This window comes from Dactylosporangium vinaceum (genome assembly GCF_019904175.1).
GTDB classification, from domain to species: Bacteria; Actinomycetota; Actinomycetes; order Mycobacteriales; family Micromonosporaceae; genus Dactylosporangium; species Dactylosporangium vinaceum.
The window spans coordinates 9,865,266-9,887,972 of sequence record NZ_CP061913.1 but is presented as its reverse complement, the minus strand read 5'-3'; the positions used below and the strand labels follow the sequence as shown (position 1 = coordinate 9,887,972).

At 71.8% G+C, this 22,707-nt stretch carries 18 protein-coding genes, 1 pseudogene and 1 riboswitch; of the genes and pseudogenes, 11 read left to right on the top strand and 8 right to left on the bottom strand.

The features are described 5' to 3' along the window. Complete coding sequence (locus tag Dvina_RS44325; RefSeq protein WP_223097049.1) at window positions 1-420, top strand: hypothetical protein; 420 nt, start codon at window positions 1-3, stop codon at window positions 418-420. A 77-nt stretch (window positions 421-497) separates the two neighbouring features. Here the strand turns inward: Dvina_RS44325 and Dvina_RS44320 are convergent, their stop codons facing one another. Next, window positions 498-1,475, bottom strand: a complete 978-nt coding sequence (locus tag Dvina_RS44320; RefSeq protein WP_223097047.1) for an aldo/keto reductase — start codon at window positions 1,473-1,475, stop codon at window positions 498-500. 18 nt (window positions 1,476-1,493) lie between these two features. Here Dvina_RS44320 and thiE point away from each other — a divergent pair, with 18 nt between their 5' ends. The 7 genes from thiE to thiC all read left to right on the top strand — a co-directional run bounded on the left by thiE (window position 1,494) and on the right by thiC (window position 7,096). Then, window positions 1,494-2,102 carry a thiamine phosphate synthase gene (gene thiE, locus Dvina_RS44315; protein WP_223097045.1) on the top strand — a complete coding sequence of 203 codons (609 nt, stop codon included), beginning with the start codon at window positions 1,494-1,496 and terminating at the stop codon, window positions 2,100-2,102. Further along, window positions 2,099-3,139 (top strand): glycine oxidase ThiO, encoded by a 1,041-nt coding sequence (gene thiO / locus Dvina_RS44310; protein WP_223097043.1) that lies wholly within the window; start codon window positions 2,099-2,101, stop codon window positions 3,137-3,139. Before thiE ends, thiO begins: the two co-directional genes overlap by 4 nt. A 23-nt stretch (window positions 3,140-3,162) precedes the next feature. Beyond that, window positions 3,163-3,273, top strand: a riboswitch (TPP riboswitch). Continuing rightward, window positions 3,273-3,476 (top strand): sulfur carrier protein ThiS, encoded by a 204-nt coding sequence (gene thiS, locus Dvina_RS44305; protein ID WP_223097041.1) that lies wholly within the window; start codon window positions 3,273-3,275, stop codon window positions 3,474-3,476. It overlaps the preceding riboswitch by 1 nt. Next, entirely contained in the window at window positions 3,469-4,236 is a 768-nt protein-coding gene (locus Dvina_RS44300) for a thiazole synthase (RefSeq protein WP_223097039.1), read from the top strand. The genes thiS and Dvina_RS44300 overlap by 8 nt, the downstream gene beginning before the upstream one ends. Beyond that, complete coding sequence (locus tag Dvina_RS44295; protein ID WP_223097037.1) at window positions 4,230-4,736, top strand: thiamine phosphate synthase; 507 nt, start codon at window positions 4,230-4,232, stop codon at window positions 4,734-4,736. The genes Dvina_RS44300 and Dvina_RS44295 overlap by 7 nt, the downstream gene beginning before the upstream one ends. After that, a complete protein-coding gene (gene thiD / locus Dvina_RS44290) occupies window positions 4,733-5,536 on the top strand; it encodes a bifunctional hydroxymethylpyrimidine kinase/phosphomethylpyrimidine kinase (RefSeq protein ID WP_246655722.1) in 804 nt (267 codons plus the stop codon). The genes Dvina_RS44295 and thiD overlap by 4 nt, the downstream gene beginning before the upstream one ends. Window positions 5,537-5,590: 54 nt before the next feature. Next, complete coding sequence (thiC, locus tag Dvina_RS44285) at window positions 5,591-7,096, top strand: phosphomethylpyrimidine synthase ThiC (protein WP_223097035.1); 1,506 nt, start codon at window positions 5,591-5,593, stop codon at window positions 7,094-7,096. A gap of 1,364 nt (window positions 7,097-8,460) precedes the next feature. Here thiC and Dvina_RS44280 read toward each other — a convergent pair. Together Dvina_RS44280 and Dvina_RS44275 are read right to left on the bottom strand one after the other, a co-directional pair. Further along, window positions 8,461-8,844, bottom strand: a complete 384-nt coding sequence (locus Dvina_RS44280; protein ID WP_223097033.1) for a DUF3040 domain-containing protein — start codon at window positions 8,842-8,844, stop codon at window positions 8,461-8,463. A 177-nt stretch (window positions 8,845-9,021) separates the two neighbouring features. Beyond that, window positions 9,022-10,329: a DNA polymerase IV gene (locus Dvina_RS44275; protein ID WP_223097031.1), complete on the bottom strand. Its 1,308-nt coding sequence runs from the start codon at window positions 10,327-10,329 to the stop codon at window positions 9,022-9,024. Window positions 10,330-10,396: 67 nt separating this feature from the next. Here Dvina_RS44275 and Dvina_RS44270 point away from each other — a divergent pair, with 67 nt between their 5' ends. Further along, entirely contained in the window at window positions 10,397-10,858 is a 462-nt protein-coding gene (locus Dvina_RS44270; protein ID WP_223097029.1) for a hypothetical protein, read from the top strand. A gap of 11 nt (window positions 10,859-10,869) precedes the next feature. On the opposite strand, the pseudogene Dvina_RS44265 reads toward Dvina_RS44270, so the two are convergent. The 5 genes and pseudogenes from Dvina_RS44265 to Dvina_RS44245 all read right to left on the bottom strand — a co-directional run bounded on the left by Dvina_RS44265 (window position 10,870) and on the right by Dvina_RS44245 (window position 17,826). Further along, a pseudogene (locus tag Dvina_RS44265) lies at window positions 10,870-12,109 on the bottom strand (alkaline phosphatase family protein). 57 nt (window positions 12,110-12,166) lie between these two features. Then, entirely contained in the window at window positions 12,167-12,883 is a 717-nt protein-coding gene (locus Dvina_RS44260) for a class I SAM-dependent methyltransferase (RefSeq protein WP_246655721.1), read from the bottom strand. 83 nt (window positions 12,884-12,966) lie between these two features. Then, complete coding sequence (locus Dvina_RS44255) at window positions 12,967-15,459, bottom strand: transglutaminase TgpA family protein (RefSeq protein WP_223097018.1); 2,493 nt, start codon at window positions 15,457-15,459, stop codon at window positions 12,967-12,969. A gap of 16 nt (window positions 15,460-15,475) precedes the next feature. Beyond that, window positions 15,476-16,774 (bottom strand): DUF58 domain-containing protein, encoded by a 1,299-nt coding sequence (locus tag Dvina_RS44250; RefSeq protein WP_223097016.1) that lies wholly within the window; start codon window positions 16,772-16,774, stop codon window positions 15,476-15,478. A gap of 2 nt (window positions 16,775-16,776) precedes the next feature. Then, the gene (locus tag Dvina_RS44245) at window positions 16,777-17,826 is read right to left on the bottom strand and encodes an AAA family ATPase (RefSeq protein WP_223097014.1); all 1,050 of its coding nucleotides are present in this window, start codon (window positions 17,824-17,826) and stop codon (window positions 16,777-16,779) included. 340 nt (window positions 17,827-18,166) lie between these two features. On the opposite strand from Dvina_RS44245, the gene Dvina_RS44240 reads away from it, so the two are divergent. Then, complete coding sequence (locus Dvina_RS44240) at window positions 18,167-19,555, top strand: serine/threonine-protein kinase (protein ID WP_246655720.1); 1,389 nt, start codon at window positions 18,167-18,169, stop codon at window positions 19,553-19,555. A gap of 235 nt (window positions 19,556-19,790) precedes the next feature. After that, window positions 19,791-22,646: a leucine--tRNA ligase gene (gene leuS, locus Dvina_RS44235; RefSeq protein WP_223097010.1), complete on the top strand. Its 2,856-nt coding sequence runs from the start codon at window positions 19,791-19,793 to the stop codon at window positions 22,644-22,646. Window positions 22,647-22,707 lie beyond the last annotated feature (61 nt).

Sequence of the window (22,707 nt, the reverse complement as noted above, 5' to 3'; positions counted from 1 at the left end):
ATGAGCGACTTCGACGCGGGCGACACCGGTCACGACGTGGACTACGGCCACTACGAGGCGGGTGAGCAGCACGACGGTCTCGACCAGCTGCACCAGGCGCACGGCGCCGAGGCCGACCACAACAGCCAGTTCGGCCAGTACGAGAACGACCACCACGCGCAGGAGTCGACCGACTTCTCGCAGGGTCACCACGTCGAGTACGACCAGCCGGCCGCCGTGCACTACGAGTCGGACGACTACACCAACTACGACCACAACGCGTCGGTGGACGACCACGTCTTCGCGGCCGAGGGCTCGGAGAACTCCCACCAGGCCGAGTTCGGTGAGCTCGACGCCCTGCAGCAGCGCTTCGACGCCTCCTTCGCGTCGGGCACCGAGCTCCACGGCGGCGAGGGCCAGCTGGGCGTCGCGTCCAACTAGTCACACCCGGACCTTCAGAAAGCGTCCGACCGGTTGCTCCCGGTCGGACGCTTTCTGCGTCAGGTCCCCGAGCGGTTCTAGTGCCCGGCGATGCGGTGGGGGACGTACGGCGCCTCCAGGCGCTCGATCTCCTTCTCGTCGAGCGTGAGGTCGGTCGCGGCGATCGCGTCGTCCAGGTGGTGCAGCTTCGTCGCGCCGACGATCGGGGCGGTGACTGTCGGGTTGGCGAGGAGCCAGGCCAGGGCGGTCTGGGCGGGGGAGACGCCGCGGTCAGCGGCTACGGCGGCGTTGGCGTCGACGACGTTGAAGTCGTCGTCGTTGTACAGGGAGTCGCCGAACGGGTCGTTGTTGGCCCTGGTGGTCAGGCGGTCGCCGGCGCGGTTGCGGTTGCCGGCCAGGACGCCGCGGGCCAGGGGGCTCCAGGGGATGACGCCCACGCCCTGGTCCGCGCAGAGCGGGAGCATCTCGCGCTCTTCCTCGCGGTACACCAGGTTGTAGTGGTTCTGCATCGCGACGAACGGGGTCCAGCCGTTGGCGCGGGCCAGGTACTGGGCCTTGGAGAACTGCCAGGCGTACATGCTCGACGCGCCGATGTACCGGGCCTTGCCCGCGCGGACGACGTCGTGGAGGGCCTCCAGGGTCTCCTCGATCGGGGTGTTCGAGTCCCAGCGGTGGATCTGGTACAGGTCCACGTGGTCGGTGCCGAGGCGGCGCAGGGAGTCGTCGATGCCGGCCAGGATGTGCTTGCGGGACAGGCCGCCGTCGTTCGGGGCGTCGCCCATCCGGCCGTGGACCTTGGTGGCCAGGACGTAGTCGTCGCGGCGGGTGAAGTACTTGGCGAGCAGGCGGCCGGTGACGACCTCGCTCGCGCCCTGGGTGTAGACGTCGGCGGTGTCGAAGAAGGTGATCCCGGCCTCGGCGGCGCGGCGCACGAACGGGTCGGCGTCCTCCTCGCTCAGGACCCACGGGCGTTGCGCGGGGTCGCCGTAGCTCATCATGCCGAGACAGATTTCCGAGACCTGCAGGCCGGTCCGGCCGAGTCGTACCTGTTTCATATCTGAAAAGCTATCGCGGTGCGCACCCTCGGACGACTGCATCTCATCACCGACACCCGGCCCGGCCGCGACACCCTGGCCGTGGTCGCCGCGGCGCTGCGGGCGGGCTTCGACGTGGTCCAGGTGCGGCCCGAGGACCACGTCACCGACCGTGAGGCGTACGACCTGACCGTGCGCATCCTGGCCATGTGCCGCGAGCTCGACCGGATCTGCCTGGTCAACGACCGGCTGCACATCGCGCTGGCCGCGGGGGCCGACGGCGGCCACGTCGGCGCCGACGACCTGCCGGTGGCCGCGGCCCGGCGGATCCTCGGCCCGCACGCGATTCTCGGCGCGACCGCGCGCAATCCCGAGACGGCCCGGCAGGCGGTCGCGGACGGCGCCTCGTACCTGGGGGTCGGCCCGGCCTTCGCGACCACCACCAAGGCGGGGCTGCCGGACGCGATCGGGCCGGCCGGCGTCGGGGCGGTCGCCGCGGCGGTGCCGGTGCCGATCGTCGCCATCGGCGGTGTCACTGCGCAGAACGCGCGGCAGCTGTACTCCGCGGGCGCCCACGCGGTAGCGGTAGTGGGTGCGGTAAGCGGCGCGGCCGACCCGTACACGGCGGCGAAGGAGTTCCTGGCATGAGCATCGGCATCGTCGGCGGCGGGATCATCGGCCTGAGCATCGCGTTCGAGCTCGTGGAGCGGGGCCGCACCGACATCACCGTCTACGACCGCGACCCCACGCAGGGCGCCGGGCTCGTCGCGGCCGGGATGCTGGCCCCGACCGCCGAGGCGGGCTTCGGCGAGGAGGTGCTGCAGGACCTGATGTCGGAGTCGATGCGCCGCTGGCCGTCGTTCGCCGAGCGGGTCGAGGCCCGGACCGGCACCCCTATCGCGTACCGCACCGACGGCACCCTCCTCGTCGCCCTCACCGCCGACGACCAGGCCGAGGTCGACCGCCTGATCGGCTTCTACCACCGCGCCGGGCGCCCGATCGAGCCGCTCTCCGGCCGCGCACTGCGCGAGCTCGAACCGCTGCTCGCCCCCCGGGTCCGCGGCGGTGCCCGGGCCCCCGGCGACCACCAGGTCGACCCCCGCCGCCTGCTGCGGGCCCTGCGCATGCTCCCGGTGCGGTTCGAGGCCCGCGATGTGGTCGACCTGTCCACACTGCAGGACGATGTGATCATCGTCGCCAACGGGATCGGGGCGGCCGCGCTCACCGGGCTGCCGGTGCGCCCGGTGAAGGGGCAGCTGCTGCGGCTGCGCGGCGCCGAGCCGCTGCTGCGGCACGTGGTGCGGGGCATCGCCGCCGGGCGGGACGTGTACCTCGTGCCGCGGGCCGACGGCGAGCTGATCGTCGGGGCCACGGAGGAGGAGCGCGGCGCGGACCGGACCGTCACCGCCGGTGGGCTGCTCGACCTGCTCCGGCCGGCCGCTGACCTGCTGCCCGGCGTGGCCGAACTGGTGCTTTCCGAGACGCTTGCCGGGCTTCGCCCCAGTACCCCCGACAACGCTCCTGTCATCGACCGCCTTGAAAGCCCTCCGGTCATCGTCGCGGCCGGCCACCACCGCAACGGCGTGCTGCTGGCCCCGGCCACGGCGGCCGCGGTGGCGGAGACGGTGATCGATGGAGCGACGAATATCGATATCACGGCGTTCCGGGCGGGCCGCTTTACCTGACCGTGCCGTCGGGTTTATGGTCGAGACGTTCCCGCGGGAGTCCGGTGTGACCGGGCTGAGAGGGGGGCTGTGAGCCCCCGACCGTCGAACCTGATCCGGGTCATGCCGGCGCAGGGAGGCAGGAGTGAGCCCTATGCAGCTCGTAGTCAACGCCGTCGCGTCGACGGTCGCCGACGACACGACAGTCGCCGACGTCGTACGCACGCTCGCCGGTGAGGATCCGCGCGGTGTCGCCGTCGCGGTGAACGGCGCCGTGGTACCCCGCTCCCGCTGGTCCGACACCCGCCCGGCCGACGGCGACCGCGTCGAGGTGCTGACGGCGGTGCAGGGTGGCTGACGATCACTTCGTGGTCGGCGGCGTCGACCTGCCGTCCCGGCTGATCCTGGGCACGGGCGGCGCCACCAGCCACGCGGCCCTCGAGGCGGCGATCCGGGCCAGCGAGACGGCCCTTGTCACCGTCGCGCTGCGGCGGCTCGACCCGGCCGCGCCGTCGCTGCTGGCGGTGGTCGAGCGCTGCGGGGTACGCGTCCTGCCCAACACCGCCGGCTGCTACACGGCGACCGAGGCGGTGAAGCTGGCCCACCTGGCCCGCGAGGCGTTCGACACCGACTGGGTGAAGCTCGAGGTGATCGGCGACGAGGAGACGCTGCTGCCCGACGGCGTCGAACTTGTCGCCGCGGCCGCCCGGCTCGTCGAGGACGGGTTCACCGTCCTGCCGTACACCAGCGATGATCCGATCCTCGCGCAGCGCCTGGCCGACGCGGGCTGCGCGGCGGTCATGCCGCTCGGTGCGCCCATCGGCTCCGGGCTGGGCATCCGCAACCCGCACAACATCGCCCTGATCCGGAAGCTTGTCACCGTCCCGGTCATCCTCGACGCCGGCATCGGTACCGCATCCGACGCCGCGCTGGCCATGGAGCTCGGCTGCGACGGCGTGCTGCTGGCCTCCGCGGTCACCCGGGCCGAGCACCCGGCGCGGATGGCCGAGGCGATGCGCCTCGCGGTGCGGGCCGGCCGGCTGGCGTACCTGGCCGGGCGCATCCCCCGCCGCCTGCACGCGACCGCATCGAGCCCGACCGGAGGCATGCCGTGGTAGAGCCCGCCCTCATCGTCTTCACCGACCGCCGGCAGGCCGAACGCCCGCTGGACGAGGTGATCGCCGGCGCTGTGGACGGCGGGGTCCGGCTGGTGGTGCTGCGAGAGCACGATCTGCCCCCGCGCCGCCGGCTGCGCCTGGCCGCCGCCCTGCGCACACGCCTCGACCAGGTCGGCGGGCGCCTGCTCCTGGAGGAGGACAACGGGCTGGCCAAGTGCCACTCGCTGGAGGAGCTGGTCGCGGCCGACGCCGAATACGCCACGCTGTCGCCGATCTTCGCCTCCCGCAGCAAGCCCGGCTACGGCCCGCCGCTCGGCCTGGCCGCGCTCGGCCGGATGGCGATGGCCGCACCGCTGCCGGTGTACGCGCTCGGCGGCGTCGACACCCCGGCCCGCGTCCGCCTCTGCCTCGACGAGGGCGCGGCCGGCGCGGCCGTGATGGGTGCCGTCATGCGCGCCGAGGACCCGGCCCGCCTGGTCAAGGAGATGCTGACGGCGTGAGCGTGCTTGCGGGAAACCCGCCGGTGGCCCTCACCATCGCCGGTTCGGACTCCGGCGGCGGCGCCGGGGTCCAGGCCGACCTGAAAACCTTCGCCGCCCACCGCGCCTTCGGCACCAGCGTGATCACCGCGCTCACCGCCCAGAACACGGTAGGCGTGCGGGCCATCTCGGCCGTCGCCCCCGAGTTCGTCGCCGCCCAGCTCGAGGCCGTCCTCGACGACCTGCCGGTGGCCGCCGTGAAGACCGGCATGCTGGCCACCCCGGAGACGGTGGCGCTCGTGGCCCGGTTCGCGCCGCGGCTGCCCAACCTGGTGGTCGACCCGGTGCTCGTGGCCTCCTCCGGCGACCGGCTCTTCACGGCCGATGCCGAGCGGGCCTACCTGGAGCTGCTCTTCCCGCACGCCGCCGTCGTCACACCCAACCTGCGCGAGGCGTCGGTGCTGCTCGGCCGGGACGTCCTCGACGCCGACGACGCCGTCAAGGCCGCGGCCGACCTGGCCGCCTACGGACCCCGCTGCGTCGTGGTGAAGGGCGGCCACCTGCGGGGGAGTGCCGAGGCCGTGGACGCGGTCTGGTTCGACGGCCGCACCTCGCTCATGACCGCCCCGTGGATCGACACGGCCAACAACCACGGCACCGGGTGTACGTTCGCCGCCGCCACGGCCGCCAACCTCGCCGCCGGGGCCGAGCTGCCGGTCGCGCTGGCCGAGGCCAAGACGTACGTCCACGCCGCCCTGAGCCGCTCGGCCTCCTGGTCGCTCGGAGCCGGGCACGGCCCCCTCGGCTGGGGCCCCTTTTAGGTAATCCGCTCCCCCCTTCCGGGGTGGAGTGCGCCGTTTTCTGGGAGGTTTGTGGTGAAACGCAAGGTTTATGCAGGCGATCTGCGCGTCCCGTTCGCGGAGATCGAGCTCAGCGGCGACAACCCGCCGGTGCGCCTCTACGACACCTCCGGCCCGATCACCGATCGCCGCCCGTGGATCGCCGCCCGCGGCCCGGTGGAGCGCACGCAGCTGTACTACGCGCGCCAGGGCATCGTCACCCCGGAGATGGAGTTCGTCGCCATCCGCGAGGGCGTCGACGCCGAGCTGGTCCGCTCCGAGATCGCCGCCGGCCGCGCCATCCTGCCCAACAACGTCAACCACCCGGAGAGCGAACCGATGATCATCGGCTCGCGCTTCCTCGTGAAGGTCAACGCCAACATCGGCACCAGCGCCGTCTCCTCCGGCATCGAGGAGGAGGTGGCCAAGCTGCACTGGGCCACCCGCTGGGGCGCCGACACCGTCATGGACCTGTCCACCGGCCGCGGGATCAGCGCCGTGCGGGAGGCCATCCTGCGCGACTCGCCGGTCCCGATCGGCACCGTCCCCATCTACCAGGCCCTCGAAAAGGTCGGCGGCGACCCGGTGAAGCTCACCTGGGAGGCCTACCGCGACACCGTCATCGAGCAGGCCGAGCAGGGCGTCGACTACATGACGGTGCACGCCGGGGTGCTGCTCCGATACGTCCCGCTCACCGTCGGCCGGGTCACCGGCATCGTCTCCCGCGGCGGCTCCCTCATGGCCGCGTGGTGCCTCGCGCACCACGAGGAGAACTTCCTGTACACCCACTTCGCGGAGCTGTGCGAGATCTTCGCCCGCTACGACGTCGCCTTCTCGCTCGGCGACGGCCTGCGCCCCGGCTCCATAGCCGACGCCAACGACGAGGCCCAGCTCTCCGAGCTGCGCACCCTCGGCGAGCTGACGAAGCTCGCCTGGGAGCACGACGTCCAGGTCATGATCGAGGGCCCCGGCCACGTCCCCATGCACAAGATCAAAGAGAACGTCGACCTGCAGCAGAAGTGGTGCCACGAGGCCCCCTTCTACACGCTCGGCCCCCTGACCACCGACATCGCTCCCGCGTACGACCACATCACCTCGGCCATCGGCGCCGCCATGATCGCCATGCACGGCACCGCGATGCTCTGCTACGTCACCCCGAAAGAGCACCTGGGCCTACCCAACCGCGACGACGTGAAGGCCGGCGTCATCGCCTACAAGATCGCCGCGCACGCCGCCGACCTGGCGAAGGGCCATCCCGGCGCCCAGGCATGGGACGACGCCCTGTCGAAGGCCCGCTTCGAGTTCCGCTGGGAAGACCAGTTCAACCTGGCCCTGGACCCGGACACGGCCCGCTCCTACCACGACGAGACGCTCCCGGCCGAACCGGCGAAGACGGCCCACTTCTGCTCCATGTGCGGCCCCAAGTTCTGCTCGATGCGCATCAGCCAGGACCTGCATGAGTACGCCGAGCTGGGCATGCGCAAGAAGTCCGAGGAGTTCGCCCGCTCCGGCAACCAGGTCTACCTACCCCTACTCGACTGAAGCGCCGCACCCGCGCCCACAACTCCCGCGACCCGACGTCCACAACCCTCGCGACCCCCACCCACAACCGCCGCGACCCTACGGCGACAACTCCCCGAGATCGCGCCCGCAACCCCCGCGGGCCCGCAACTCAACGAGACAGCCGCGCGGCTCTCCTCTCGCACTCCGGCATCGACACCCACAACCCCTGCAACCGCGAACCCTGTAACCCCGCGAGCTCGCACCCCCGCAACCCCCTGCAGCCCGCGCGAACCTGCAACCCCTGCAACCCGCGCGAACCTGCAACCCCGCAACCCTCGCGAACCTGCAACCCCGCAACCCCTGCAGCCCTCGCGAACCCTGCAACTCCCGCGAGCCCGCGGCCCAAGAGCCCATAACCGCGCGCCCGCCGCCCAAGAGCCGCAGCCCTGCGCCCGCAACCCATGCGAGCACGCAACCGCGCGGCTACCACCCCGCGAGCCCGCAAGCCCACAACTCTGCAAGCCCACAAACCCGCGCCTACCACCCACGCGAGCCCGCAACCCTGCAAGCCCACGGCCCCGCAACCGCGGCCCGCAGGCCCACAACCGCGCCCATCACCCCGGCGAGCCCGCAAGCCCAGAATCCAGCAACCGCGCGACCCGCAACCGGCTCGCCACCCATGTCATACCAATGCACGCCCGCAACGCCGCGGGCCCAAATTCTGTGCCCGCGATCACCGCACTCACCTAAAACGGCCAAATACCCCGTCAGGCGATAAGTCCGATATGTCGAGGCGCGCCAGCGCCCGACATATCGGCTAGCGGCGACCCCACCCGGCCATCAGTGAGCCAGTTTCCCAGGCGCCCGGACCCGCTGCCGCGTCACGCCGGTGTCGGCCGGCGCCGGGTAGGTGGGTCGCGGTGGGAGATCGACGCCAGGGGTCTCTGTTGCCTTCACGCGATAGTCAATCCCCGCTCTACCGATTCGCTCCCACATTTCCCATATATCGGCATCAAACGGTAATCACACGAAAGTCCGTCACGAAGACGAAGGACGCGAATCGCCCCAAGGCGCCAATGGCCTGCCCCGGCGCTCGCCAACACCGGCCGCAGCGGAGCAGCGGGCGCGGCGCGGCTGGGGCGGCGCGGGAGCGTCCGCTCAACCAGGGCCACCCGAGGTGCGCAGCCGGACCCGACAGCTGACAAAAGGCACAAATGAAACAAAGCGCCCCACTCACCGGCGGCCGGCGGCCGGCGCGCAGGGCGGGTTGCCGAGGCGAGATGGCGGGCGGCAGGAGCGGCACTCGGGGGAGAGCTCGGCGGAAGGTGGGCAGCTTTCTACCGCAGTTGGGCCGTCCGGCGAAAGTTACCCCGCCACGCGGCCCAAAGCGCGTTCGACAGCCGTCAGAGGTCGCCCTCTGGCCGCCGGCGCCAGCGGTCCTCCAGGCGGTCCACCAAGCCTCCGCGGCGCTGGCGGGTCCGGCGGGTGGCCGTGCCGCCGACGGCGTGCAGATCGGTGGACTGGCCGCGACGGTACGCCTGCACGCCGAACGCCAAGGCGCCCAGCATCACCAGGAAGCCGCCGACGCCCAGGAGGGGAATCGAAATGGCTACGCCGTAGACAAGCAGCGCCATGCCGGCCAGCAGCAGGATTCCTGCGGCGATCATCCGGCGCTTGGCATGGAACCGCGGGTCGGTGGCGCGCACCGCCGAAGCGAACTTGGGATCCTCGGCTAGCGACCGCTCGATTTGATCGAACAGCCGCTGCTCGTGCTCCGAGAGCGGCACGGCACTCCTCCCCGGTCGCGAAGGCCGGCCTCGAAAGAGGACCGGCAGTCCGGCACAGCCGGACGGCTGCGTACTGGCAAGTTTACGAGGGGGTCAACGCGTCGGAAAGCGGGACGATGGTCCGGCCGTGCCGATTTTCCGACGAATTTTCCAACGGGGTTCCTCGCGAAGTAGCCCTCACGCCCCTCCATTGTGTCTTGCCGGGGGTTCGATCGTCTCCTCCCCGCGCGGTGCGGACCCGTTTCCGTCAGTGCGTAATCCGTCACCGCGGAGCAGGCTGGCCGGCTTGACGAGCCCGCGGCCGAACCGTGCGGCGACCGCGTCGGCCGCCCGTTCGGCGTCGCGCCAGCCGTGGTCGCGCTCACCCAGTGTCATCTGGCGCGGCTGGCCGTCGGCGTGCACGAGGCCCTCGACCCGCACCCCGATCAGCCGGATGCGCTCGCCCGGGCGTGCGGCCTGGAACAACGCCCAGCCGAGCTCGAAGATCTCGCGGGCCACGTCGGTGGGGACGTCTACTGTGCGTGACCGGGACAGGGTCTGGAAGTCGGCCAGTCTGATCTTGACCGAGACCGTCCGGCCGGCCTGCCCGGCGTGGCGGAGCCGCTCGGCGACCTTGCCGGACAGGACGAGCATCGTGCGCCGGATGACCGTCGGATCGCTCACATCGACGTCGAAGGTGGTCTCGGCGCCGATCGACTTCTCCACCTGTTCGGGTATCACCCGTCGGGGGTCGCGCGCCCAGGACAACTCGTGCAGGTGATGGGCCGACGCCTCGCCGACGGCCGAGCGCAGCAGCCCCCGCGGCGCGGCGGCGAGGTCGCCGATGGTCTTGAGCCCGAGCCGGGCGAGGGTCTCCGCGGTCCGCTCGCCGACGCCCCAGAGCGCGGCGACCGGCAGCGGATGCAGATACTCCAGCTCCCGCGCCCGCGGCACCACGACCATCCCGTCCGGCTTGGCCCGCGTCGACCCGAGCTTGGCCAGGAACTTCGTCCCCGCCACCCCGACCGAGCAGGTCAGCCGCTGCTCCGCCGCCACCCGCCGCCGGATCAGCCCCGCGATCTCGCCCGGGCGCCCGAGCAGCTTGCGCGCGCCCGCCACGTCCAGGAACGCCTCGTCGAGCGAGAGCGGCTCGACGAGCGGCGTGACGTCCCGAAAGATCCCCATCACGGCCCGGGACGCCTCCGTGTAGGCGGTGAAGTCGGGCGCCAGGAACACCGCGTGCGGGCACAGCCGCCGGGCCCGCGCACCCGGCATCGCGCTGTGCACGCCGAACTTTCGGGCCTCGTAGCTGGCCGCCGACACGACCCCGCGCGGCCCCTCCCCGCCCACGATGACGGGTTTGCCGCGCAGCTCGGGCCGCCGCCGCACCTCCACCGACGCATAGAACGCATCCATGTCGACGTGCAACACGGTGCAGCCCGTGTCGTCGGCGTCCGGCCCGAACTCGCCGCCGCCGCCGCGCGGTACCGCCTGACTCCGCCCCACACCGCAAACCCTAGCGGCACCCTACGACAAAATTGACGAAAACTTAGGTCTGCCTTACCTTCCTGGCATGACTCCGCTCGCGATGACCTCGCCCCTGGCGCCGGTTGTCGCCGCCGTCGAGGGCCTCCGCCGCCGCAATCCGGCCCTGACCTGCAGCATCGTCCCGGGCCTGATGATGACTCCGGGCTCCCGGTGGCAACGGGCGACAAACCCTCAAGCGGCGGCTGTACTGCTCGTCGTCGCCTGGACCAGAGCGCGCCGGATCCCGCTGCTGACCCCGGGCGAGACATTCGTCAACCGAGCCGGCCAGCTGGGCATCCACCGCGCCACCGTCGCCGTCCTGCCCGACGACCCGGCGGCCGCCGTCCCCGGTGTGGTGGTCGTCGAGTCCCGCCAGCAGCTCCTCGCCCTGGTCGCCGCGCAGGCCGGCCCGGACGCCCTCGAGCTCTCACGCCACGTGCGCCACCTGATGGCGCTCCTGGGCGGGTCGAGCGTTGCGGACCCGCGCCGCCTGCCCGCGTACAGCTGAGGCAGTCGCCGTCAACGGCGGGCGACGAGCAGCGGGATCTCCATTTCGGCAGCGGTGTCGGAGCCGTGGAAGGCGATCATGTTCCCGAGGCGCGGGGGTTCGTGGGCGCTGGCCAGGAGCACCCAGCGGTCGCGGCACACGGCCACGACGTCGCCGATGCGCTGGAGGTGCGACTCGGGGACCGGGCCGAACCAGCCGGACGCGACCGCCTCCTCGCGGGAGACGACCAGGGCGCGGTCGGCCAGGACGGTCTGCCAGGTCTGCCGGACGTCGGCCTCGGCGCCCGGCCGGGTGTGCAGGTAGCGGACCCGGGCCTCGCCGGCCACGAACGCCACCCCCTCGGTCAGGCGCGGGTCGAGGTCCAGGTCGATGCGCCGATCGGCCGGGACGTCGAGCTGGCCGTGGTCGGCCGTCACGATGAGCGCCGAGTCGGGCGGCAGACCGTCGAACAGGCGGGCGACAAGCCGATCCGCGTCCGCCGCGGCTCGCTGCCACTGCGGGGTGGCCAGGCCGAAGTCGTGACCGGCCCGGTCGACGTCGGGGAGATACCCGTACACCAGGCGGGAGTCGTGCAGCGCGGCAAGCATCGCCGCGGCCACCGCGTCCGCCTCGACCCCGGCCCCGAGCCGGGCACCGCGATACGCGGACGCCGACAGCCCGCTGCCGCCGAACGTCGGGTTGGTCACGACCACGGGGGCCAGCCCGGCCGCCTCGGCCCGGGTGAACGCGGTCGGCACCGGCTGCCAGGCGGCCGGGTCGGGCTCGTCGGTCCAGCGCAGGTGGTTGAGCACCCGGTCGGTCCCGGGCCGGTGCAGGTTGAAGCCGACGACGCCGTGGCGGCCGGGGGCGGTACCGGTGCCGAGCGTGACCAGGCTGACCGGCGTGGTTGACGGAAACCCGGACGTGATCGCCCGGCCGCGCCCGAGCCGCCCGGCCGCCATGTCGCCGAGCGTCGGCGCCGATGCGGCCGCCAGGGGCAGCTGATGCCAGCCCAGCCCGTCGAGGAGCACCACGGCGATGCGGCGCACGCCGGCCAGCTCCGCCGCGAGCCCGAGCGCGTCCGCTTCGCCGTCGACGCCGAGCACGTGCAGCACCGAGGGCATGACGTCGGCCAGGCTCTCCCGGCCGTACCGCGGCTCGACCGGCTCCAGCAGTGAAGTCACGCGCCCTCCGCTCCCGGCCGCGGGCGCGCGCCCGGTGCACCGACCGGGCGCGATCCGCCGGGCGCCGGCGTCGCGGCGGGCCTCGCATGCCTCGTCCGGCGGGCCGCACTGCGGTGTTCGGCCGAGCCGGGCCGGCGGCGGGCCGTCATGCGCGGCGGGCGAGGAGGTGGAGCTGGGTGGCGATGTCGCGGTACGGGGGAGTGCCGGCCACGGCCAGCTCGAACGCGGCGAGCGCCTCGGCCTCGCTCTCGGCCACGGTGCCGGGCACCAGATCGGCGACGACCCGCACGCCGTGGACCTGTTCCACCGTCAGCCCGCTCTCGTCGAGCAGCTCGGTGGCGGTCTCGGCGGTGTACCGGCGCCGGAGGCGGTCGCGGGCGTCGGCCCGCCCGTCGGGGCCGGCGACAAGCGCGGCCGACGCGGCGAGATGCCCCTGGATCGCCCGGGCCAGGACGGCCGCGACGCGATTGGCGACAACCACGCTGGCCGCGCCGCCCGGCCGCAGCGTGCCGGCGAGGGCGGCCACCACCTTGTGTGGATCGTCGACGACTTCGAGGAGGCTGTGGCAGAGCACGAGGTCGACGCTCTCCGGCGCCACCAGGTCGGCCAGCCCGTCGCCGTCTCCCTGCACCGCGCGCACCCGCTCCCCGACCCCGGCCTCGGCCGCCCGCCGCGTGAGCGCGGCCAGCGCGTCCGGACTGGGGTCGACGACTGTCACGGTGTGCCCGGCCCGGGCCAGCGGCACCGCGAACCCGCCGGTGCCGCCGCCGACGTCAAGCGCGTTCAGCGGCCGGCCGGCCCGCTCCAACTCGTGGCGCAGCACCCGCCAGACGACGGCGGTACGGGGCGCAGAAGACTCCACCCAGAAAACCTTAGAGCAACCCCTCACCACGAATGAGCGAGGCCGCCCCCCGAAGGGAGCGGCCTCGAGAACGAAGGCGGACGTCAGCGATCAGCGCGCCGCGTCACCATCCGCCGCACGCTCAGCGTCCGCATCACGGCGTCCCAGCCGCGGCCCATCGACACGGCCACGCCGCTGGAGCCGGTCGAGACCGAGGTCCGCCAGCGCCGCAGGACCGACGGCGGCAGGAATCGGGCCATGAGCCGGACCTTCCGCGTCGCGTTGACCGCGAACGCCGACTCCACCGCCGAGATCGCCGACTTCAGCTCGCGCCCCGTCAGCGGCTGCCGGGCGTAGCGGGCGTGCTCCTCCGCTGTCGAGATCAGGCGGGCGCCCGACTCGGCCTTGTCGCGCAGGCGCTCCTTCTTGACCAGGCGCTCCACCGTGGCGCGGGGAGTTTCGGCCTCGTCGACCGGGACCCGGTAGTCGACCATGGTGTCGACGAGTTCGTCCCAGGCGCGGTGGGCGTCCTGTTTGGCCGCCAGCAGGACGCCGCTGTCGGGTATGACGGCCATTGTCGGGCCTTCGCCCGTCGGGACCGGGGTGCCGACCGGGGCCGGGGCGGCGAAGGTGAGGCGGCGGCGTCGGGTGCGGTTGCGAGCCACGGCGGGCATCGCCAGCAGCAGCGCCAGGACGATCACCGAGAGGAGGGTGACGCCGGCCGCGCTGGTGAGGAAGTCCGCCACCTTCGTGCCGGTCGAGGCGTCCGCGCTGTTCGACGATGAGCCGGTGTTGCCCGGGTTGTCGTGGGTGTCGGCCTGCGCGGCCGGAGCGGACGGGTCCGTGGACGGGTTGCCGTTGGCGCCGGGGCGGTTGAGCTGGTCGTCGTCGTTCGCGGCCGTGCCCGCGGCCGGCAGGTAGGACGTGGCGACCGAGCCGCCGATCGCGGTGGACGGGGTGGCGTCGAAGGGGAGCCAGCCGTAGCCGGGGAAGTAGACCTCGGTCCAGGCGTGCAGGTTGAAGTTGGTGAGGGTCATCGTGTTGCCGCTGCGGTTGCCGCCCCGGGCGAAGCCGAAGGCGACGCGGGCCGGAATCTTCGCCTCGCGGAGCATCCAGCCGAAGGCCGCCGCGTACTGCGCGCAGTAGCCGCGCTTGTTCTGCAGGAAGTCCGCGATCTTGGTGCCGCTGGTGTCGGGGCCGGTCGACGTGTCGTAGACGAACCCGTTGTCCGGCGAGAAGAAGTCGTAGAGCGCCTTGACCTTGTCGTACTCGGTCGTCAGGCCCTTGATCCGCTCGTCGACCTTGCTCTTCACGAACGGGTTGCCGGGCGCCGTGGCCAGGTCCTTCAGCGCCGGGTCGCCCGGGTTGAGCGGCGCGGCCCCGCGGAGCTGGTCGGGCGTGATGTCGGCCCGCTGATAGGTGATGTTGAAGGTCTTCTTGGCCGTCGTGTCCTTGTTCGAGTACACCACGGCGGTCTTCGGGTCGAACGACCACTGGTTGCTCAGCTTGTCGATCTTCGACGGCCACGTGTAGATCGGCATGAAGCTGATGGCCAGCTCGTTTGTGACCTCGATCTTGGCCTGATGGGTCGTCGCCTTGACCGACGGGCCCCACTCGGGCTTGCCGAAGCCGTTGCTGACCGCGGCGCCGCCGGTGATCGGGCGGGCCGCGAAGCCGCGCGAGTTGAGATCCTCGAGCACGTTGAAGCGCAGGTAGAACGGGTGGTCGTCGTCGACGTTCGTCACCTTTACCATGTCGAACGCCTTGTCCCGGGTGAGCTGGCCGGAGAGCAGCGCGAACATGCTCACCGACTTGCCGTTCTTGCCGTTGCCGATCCCGGCGCCCCCGCCGCCGCCCCCGGCGCCGATGGAGTCGAGGATGCCGGCCGGCATCGCGAACGGGACGAACGGGACGAACACCGCGACGATGATGCCGATCAGACCGAGGCGCTGGCCGGCCGAGGCGAGCGGGGACGGCTCCCACAGGTCGACGTCGCGGCCGTCACCGGTGAAGCGGCGGCCGAAGCGGCGGACCCGGTCGACGTTGTCGGTGACGAGCAGCCACAGGAAGCCGATGGCGCCGAGGGCGAACGGGAGCGGGCTCGTCGTGTCGGTGTCGACAGTGACCGGCACCGAGTAGATCGCGAGCATCGGCAGGCCGGCCAGCGCGGGCCGGCGCAGGACGACCGCGAAGAAGTCGACGAGCAGCGCGACCACGGCGACGCCGAGCGTGGCGAGGAACAGGAAGCCGTCGCGGTCGCCGACGGGCGTCGCGTATTCGCTCATCTCCTCCGACGCCGTGCGCAGCAGCTGGCCGAAGTGCTCGATCGTGCCCGGCGAGGGCAGGACGCCCAGGAACTCGTCGTGGCTGCGGTAGAGCCAGGTCAGCGACAGCAGCGCGGCGAGCGCCATCGCACCCGTCGGCGCCCAGGCCGGGGCCCGCATGCTGCGCACCACCAGCCCCACCCCGCACATGACGGCGACGACGAGGAAGGACCGGACGGCCCACGTGTAGTGATCGAAGACGTTGACCAGCGGCAGGGACGCGAGGAACGCCGAGCCCGCCGCGATGAGCGTCAGATGCTTGCGTTGATTCACCGGAAACCCCCAGAAGTCACCGGACGCCGCCGGCGACGCTTTCGGCTGACGCGGCCCGCCAGGCAAAGCCCTGCGAGCCCCGTCCGGTCTGCGGCCACAGCCCGGACAGCTTGGCCCCGTGTGGCACCTCCACCACCCGCCACCCGCTGCGCAGCAGCGCGAGCGACGCCACGCCGTGGGCCTTGTCGGCCTCCTCGCGCGCCGCGGTTGGCAGGTTGAGCCAGGTCGAGGAGTCGATGAACAGCGCGACGCACGTCGCGTTGTTGGAGCGGAACGAGGCCAGCAGCTCCGCCTCGGCCGAGGACAGCAGGCCGAAGATGCCGATGATCAGGCCGCCGTCGCTGCGCCGCCGGACCCGCTCGATGAGGGCGGCGATGTCGCCCCGCTGGGCCAGCCGCACGTCGGCGAGCTGGTCGAGCAGCGGGCCGTCGCCGTCGATCTCGGTGGCGTCGACGTCGACGCCGGCATCGGTGACGAGCCGCATCTTGTACCCCGCGTGCCGCAGGTGCACCGCGATGCTCGCGGCCGCGGACACGGCCCACTCGAAGCTGGCCGTCGGCCCCTCGCCCCGGTGCGCGGTCGAGCGCGTGTCGAGCACGACCGTCGCCCGGCTCTCCCAGGGCTGCTCCTCGCGGCGCACCATGAGCTCGCCGGTGCGCGCGGTGGAGCGCCAGTGGACGCGGCGCAGGTCGTCGCCGTGGCGATACTCGCGCGTCGCCGCGTCGTCCTCGCCGTGCACGGCGACCGAGCGGGCCCGGCTCTCGCCGGAGCCGGCGAACTCACCGGCCAGGCGCACCGACGGCAGCGGCACGACCTGCGGGATGACCGTCAGCCGGTCGACCGACGGGAAGGCCCGGGTCAGCTCGCACAGCCCGAACGGGTCGGTCAGCCGCACGACGAGCGGGCCGACCTCGTAGCGGCCGCGGACGTCGGCCCGCACCGTGTAGGCGACGGAGCTGGCCTGGTGGGCGCCGAGCTTCTCCAGCACCAGGCGCGGGCGGCTGCCGAGCGCGTAGGGCAGCCGGTCCTCCAGCAGCATCGTGCCGGTGGGCAGCCGCGACAGGTTCTGCAGGCGCAGGATGACCCGCGCGCTCGCGCCCACCTGGACGCGGTGCGGGTCGAGGGTGCGGCTGCACGACAGGCGGTACCGCGTCCGCCCCACATAGGCCGCGGACAGCAGCGGCAGCGCGGCCAGCAGCAGGGCCACGCGCAGCAGATCGCGTTCGCCGAGGATCAGTGCGGCGATGAGGGCCGCTGCGGCGGCGGCCAGGAAACTACGACCCCGGGTGGTGAGCCCCCGCAGCGCCTCTCGCATGGTCAGCGGCCCCCGTACTGCTGGGGCCGCTGCGGTGGCCGCGTGTCGTACGGCGAGCGCTGCGGCGGCCGGTCGGTCGGGAGGGGCAGGCGGTGCACGAGCTCGGCGATGATCGCGTCGGTGGTGCGCCGGGACAGCTGGGCCTCGGCGGTGGGAATGACGCGGTGCGCGAGGACCGGCACGGCCAGGGCCTGCAGGTCGTCGGGGAGCACGAACTCGCGGCCCTCGATGGCGGCGACGGCCCGGGCGGTGCGCAGCAGCTGCAGCGTGGCGCGCGGCGAGGCGCCGAGGCGCAGCTCACCGGACTCGCGGGTGGCGGTGACGATGTTTACCGCATACTGCTTGACCGCGTCGGCGACGTGCACGTCACGGACGGTGGCGATCATCCGGCGCATCATGCTCGCGTCGGAGACGGGAGAGAGGTCGTCGAGCGCGTCGTGGCGGCCGTGGACGTCGAGCATGGCGAGCTCGGCCCCCATGTCCGGGTATCCCATCGCGATCCGGGCGGTGAACCGGTCGCGCTGGGCCTCGGGCAGCGGGTAGGTGCCCTCCATCTCGATCGGGTTCTGCGTCGCGATGACCATGAAGGGCACCTGGAGCGGGTAGGTCGCACCGTCGACGGTGACCTGCCGCTCCTCCATGCTCTCCAGCAGCGCCGACTGCGTCTTCGGCGAGGCCCGGTTGATCTCGTCGCCGACGACGATGTTGGCGAACACGGCGCCGGGCTTGAACTCGAAGTCGCGCGTCTCCTGGTTGTAGACGCTCACACCGGTGACGTCGCTCGGCAGCAGGTCGGGCGTGAACTGGATGCGCCGGACGGAGCAGTCGATCGAGCGGGCCAGCGCCTTGGCAAGTTTGGTCTTGCCGACGCCGGGGACATCTTCGATGAGGAGGTGACCCTCAGCGAGCATCACAGCGAGCGCGAGCCGCACCGTGGCGGTCTTGCCCTCGATGACCTGTTCGATGTTCGCGACGATCGCGTCGGTCGCCGCGCGAAACTCCGGCACCGGTAGGGGGGCGCCGAGTTCCTCGAACGTGCGGTGCCTGGTCAACTGGCCTCCTCATGTCGTGCCGTGGCCACCGTTAGGGGTAAGACCCGTAGGTGAACCGCCCGGTTGCACGAAAACGTTGTCATCAGATTGCAACCAAGCCGTCGTTATCCCCTCAGGCTAGCCGGGGAATTGACAAGCCGCCGGACGGGAATCCGGTGATAACGGACATCCCGGCTGACCGGTCGTCCGACTTTTTTGGACTGTCTGATGTACCCGAGATCCACGCCGGGGGTTCACCCGGACGCGACGCCCGCTCGTACCCCGGCCAAATGCCCGTAAACGGCCCGCCGGGATGCCGCTCGGATCGATTAAAGGTGTCGATTGGGGCAGACTGGGGCCGGTGGACGCCGGGCAGCTGCTGAACGGGCGATACCTCCTCGCCGAACGGCTGGGCGAGGGCGGCATGTCAGTGGTCTGGCGCGCCCGCGACGAGGTGCTCGACCGCGACGTCGCGGTCAAGGTCCTCAACTCGCGCCTGGCCGCGGACGCGGACTGGCGCCGGCGCATCCGGCTGGAGGCGCAGGCGGCCGCGCGGCTTTCGCATCCGAACATCACCAACGTGTACGACTACGGCGAGACTTCGGATCACACGCCGTTCGTCGTGATGGAGCTCCTGCACGGCCCGACGCTCAGCGCCCGCCTCCAGGCCGGCCCGCTGCCGGTGCCGGCGGCCCTGCGGATCTGTGCCGAGGTGGCCGCCGGGCTGGCCGCCGCGCACGCCCGGGACCTCGTGCATCGCGACGTCAAGCCGGCAAACGTCGTCCTCACGCCCGATGCCGCGAAGGTCCTCGACTTCGGCATCGTCGGCTTCGTCGGCACCCCGGACGTCGACGACGGCTCCGAGCTGGTCCTCGGCACCCCGGCGTACCTCGCTCCCGAGCGGCTGACCGGCAACGAGATCACCACGGCCAGCGACGTCTACGCGTTCGGGCTGCTGCTCTACCGGTGCCTGACCGGCCGCCTCCCGTGGGACAGCGAGACGACGACGCAGATGGTCACCGCGCACGTCCTGGTCGCCCCGGCGCCGCTGCCGGACATACCGGACCTGCCGGCCGACATGCGCGCGCTCTGCATGGAGTGCCTCGCGAAGGACCCGAAGGACCGCCCGGACGCCGCCGCGGTCGCCGCCCGGCTGGCCGCGGCCGCGGGCATCGTTCCCCGCCACTCGATGGTGCCGGCGGAGCCGATCGGCTTTGCCCTGTTCACCGACGAAACCACGCTGATCCGCGGGCGGGGGCCGAACGACCGGCGGCGGATCCTGCTCGGCCTGGCCGCCCTGGTCGCGATCGCCGCCCTGGTCACCGGGGTGATCCTGCATGACTCCGGCGCCGACGCGGTGTCAACGGCCGACCCGGCCCGCCCGGCGCCGTCCGCCCCTGCCACTCCTCTTACTCCTGCGCCGTCCGAGTCGCCGGTGGCCGCCCCAGCGACGAGCGAGCCACCGGCGGCACCGGCGACCAGCGCGCCGCCGGCCACCCCGGCGGCCGGGGACCGGACGGCAGTGCACCCGGCCCGGATCGACGTGCCGACGGAAGGCGGCACCGTTGTCGCGCTGTGCATCGGTGGGAAGGTGAGCGTGATAAGCGTGCTACCGCAGCCCGGCGTGCAGGTCACCCGGGCCGACCTCGGCATACACACCAAGGCGCAGGTGGAGTTCCGCAAGCGGGGGGAGCGGCTGCGCTACGACGTCGAGTGCGCGGGCGGGGCCCCGGTCGCCAACGCGCACTGAAAACTCGCTTCACCGGCTGCGGTACACTGCGGATATGACCCGGACTTTCCGGCTCCTTCACGGGCCGTGCTGACGCGAAGACTCTTCGCGACCGCACGGCGACCCCTCCTGCGTGAGGGGTTTTTTCATGCCCGGAGAATTTGGGGTCCCGGTCCGAATATGCCCTCGCGAAGCGATGCAGATTCGGACTGGGCGCAATATCCGTAATTTCCGAGACCCATAGGGGTGGACAGTCATGAGCGAGGCAGTGACCGACGGAGCGGTCGACATCCCGCCGTACCGGTACACCGCGGCGATGGCGGCGGACATCGAGGCGTGCTGGCAGGACTACTGGTCCGAGCAGGGCACGTTCCACGCGCCGAACCCGACCGGCCCGCTCAGCGACCCCAACCACCCGCGCGCCGGGGCGCCGAAGCTGTACGTGATGGACATGTTCCCCTATCCGTCCGGCGCCGGGCTGCACGTCGGGCACCCGCTGGGGTACATCGGCACCGACTGCTACACGCGGTACTTCCGCATGGCCGGGTACAACGTGCTGCACCCGATGGGCTTCGACTCGTTCGGCCTGCCCGCCGAGCAGTACGCCGTCCAGACCGGCACCCATCCGCGGACCACGACCGAGGCCAACATCGAGCGCTACCGCAGCCAGCTGCGGCGCCTGGGCCTGGCCTACGACGACCGCCGCAGCGTGGCCACCACCGACACCGACTTCTACCACTGGACCCAGTGGATCTTCTTGCAGATCTTCAACTCGTGGTTCGACGCCGAGCAGCAGAAGGCCCGGCCCATCGAAGAGCTGATAGAAGCCTTTTCCGCGGGTACCCGTCCGACTCCGGACGGCCGCGACTGGGCCGAGCTGTCGGCGACCGAACAGCGGAAGATCATCGACGAGCACCGCCTGGCCTACATCTCCGAGGCCCCGGTCAACTGGTGCCCCGGCCTGGGGACGGTCCTGGCCAACGAGGAGGTCACGCCCGACGGGCGCAGCGAGCGCGGCAACTTCCCGGTCTTCAAGCGCAGCCTGCGCCAGTGGATGATGCGGATCACCGCGTACGGCGACCGCCTGCTGGACGACCTGGACCGGCTGGACTGGCCGGAGAAGGTCAAGTCGATGCAGCGCAACTGGATCGGCCGCTCGCGCGGTGCTCACGTCGACTTCGGAGTCGAGGGAGGCACCCCGGGCAGCAACGCGATACGAGTCTTCACCACCCGCCCCGACACGCTGTTCGGCGCCACGTACATGGTGCTGGCTCCCGAGCACGCCCTGGTCGACTCGCTGGTGCCCGCGGCCTGGCCCGACGGCACCAACGAGAAGTGGACGGGCGGCGCGAAGACCCCGGCCGAGGCCGTCGCCGCCTACCGCGCCTTCGCCGCGAGCAAGACCGACGTCGAGCGGCAGGCCGACGCGAAGGAGAAGACAGGCGTCTTCACCGGCGCCTACGCGACGAACCCGGTCGACGGCCGCTCGATCCCGGTGTTCATCGCGGACTACGTGCTGGCCGGCTACGGTACCGGCGCGATCATGGCGGTGCCCGGCCAGGACGAGCGGGACTGGGAGTTCGCCGAGGTCTTCGAGCTGCCGATCATCCGCACGGTCCAGCCAAGCGCCGACTTCCCGGAGGACGGCAAGGCGTACACCGGCGACGGCCCCGCGATCAACAGCTCGTTCCTGAACGGGCTGGGCGTGGCCGAGGCCAAGGCGGCGATCATCGACTGGCTGGAGGAGAAGGGTCACGGCGTCGGCGCGATCACCTACCGGCTGCGCGACTGGCTGTTCAGCCGCCAGCGGTACTGGGGCGAGCCGTTCCCGATCGTCTACGACGAGACCGGGATGCCGATCGGGCTGCCCGAGTCGATGCTGCCGGTCGTGCTGCCCGAGGTCGAGGACTTCTCGCCGCGCACCTTCGACATCGACGACGCCTCCAGCATGCCGGAGACGCCCCTGTCGCGGGCCAAGGAGTGGGTCGAGGTCACGCTGGATCTGGGCGACGGGCCGAAGACGTACACCCGGGAAACCAACGTCATGCCGCAGTGGGCCGGCTCGAGCTGGTACGAGCTGCGCTACCTGGACCCGGCCAACGCCTCGAAGCTGGTCGACCCGCAGAACGAGCGCTACTGGATGGGCCCGCAGACCCCCGGCGACGTCGGCGGCGTCGACCTGTACGTCGGCGGTGTCGAGCACGCGGTGCTGCACCTGCTGTACGCCCGCTTCTGGCACAAGGTCCTGTTCGACCGCGGCTTCGTGTCGTCCGAGGAGCCGTTCCGGAAGCTGTTCAACCAGGGCTACATCCAGGCGTACGCGTACAAGGACGCCCGGGGTGTCTATGTGGACGCCGAGAAGGTCGAGGAGCGCCAGAGCGGCAAGTTCTTCTACGGCGACCAGGAGGTCAGCCGCGAGTACGGCAAGATGGGCAAGTCCCTGAAGAACGTCGTCACGCCCGACGAGATGTGCGAGCGCTACGGCGCCGACACCTTCCGGGTCTACGAGATGTCGATGGGCCCGCTGGACGTCTCCCGCCCGTGGGACACCCGCGCGGTCGTCGGCGCCCAGCGGTTCCTGCAGCGCGTCTGGCGCCTGGTCGTCGACGAGCAGACCGACGGCCTGCGGGTCACCGACGACACCCTGGACGAGGACACCCGCCGCCTGCTGCACCGCGTCATCGACGGCGTCCGCGTCGACATCGAGGAGATGCGCTTCAACACGGCCATCGCCAAGATGATCGAGCTGACCAACCGGGTCACCCAGATCTCGGCCGCGGGCACCCCGCGCGAGGTCGCCGACCCGCTGGCCCGCCTGATCGCCCCGTTCGCCCCGCACCTGGCCGAGGAGCTGTGGCAGCGGATGGGCCACGAGACGTCTGTCGCCTACGCCGACTTCCCGAAGGCCGACCCGGCCTACCTGGTCGCCGACTCGGTGACCTACCCGGTCCAGGTCAACGGCAAGGTCCGCGGCACCGTCGAGGTCCTGGCCGACGCCGACGAGGACACCGTGCGCACCGCGGCCCTGGCGGCGGTGGCCGAGCACGTGGCCGGCAAGACCCCGAAGAAGGTCATCTTCGTCAAGGGCCGCATGGTCTCCGTCGTCGTCTAACCTGTATCACCGAGGGGCCGGCTCCACTCTGGAGCCGGCCCTTTCGCTTACCCGGTCACGT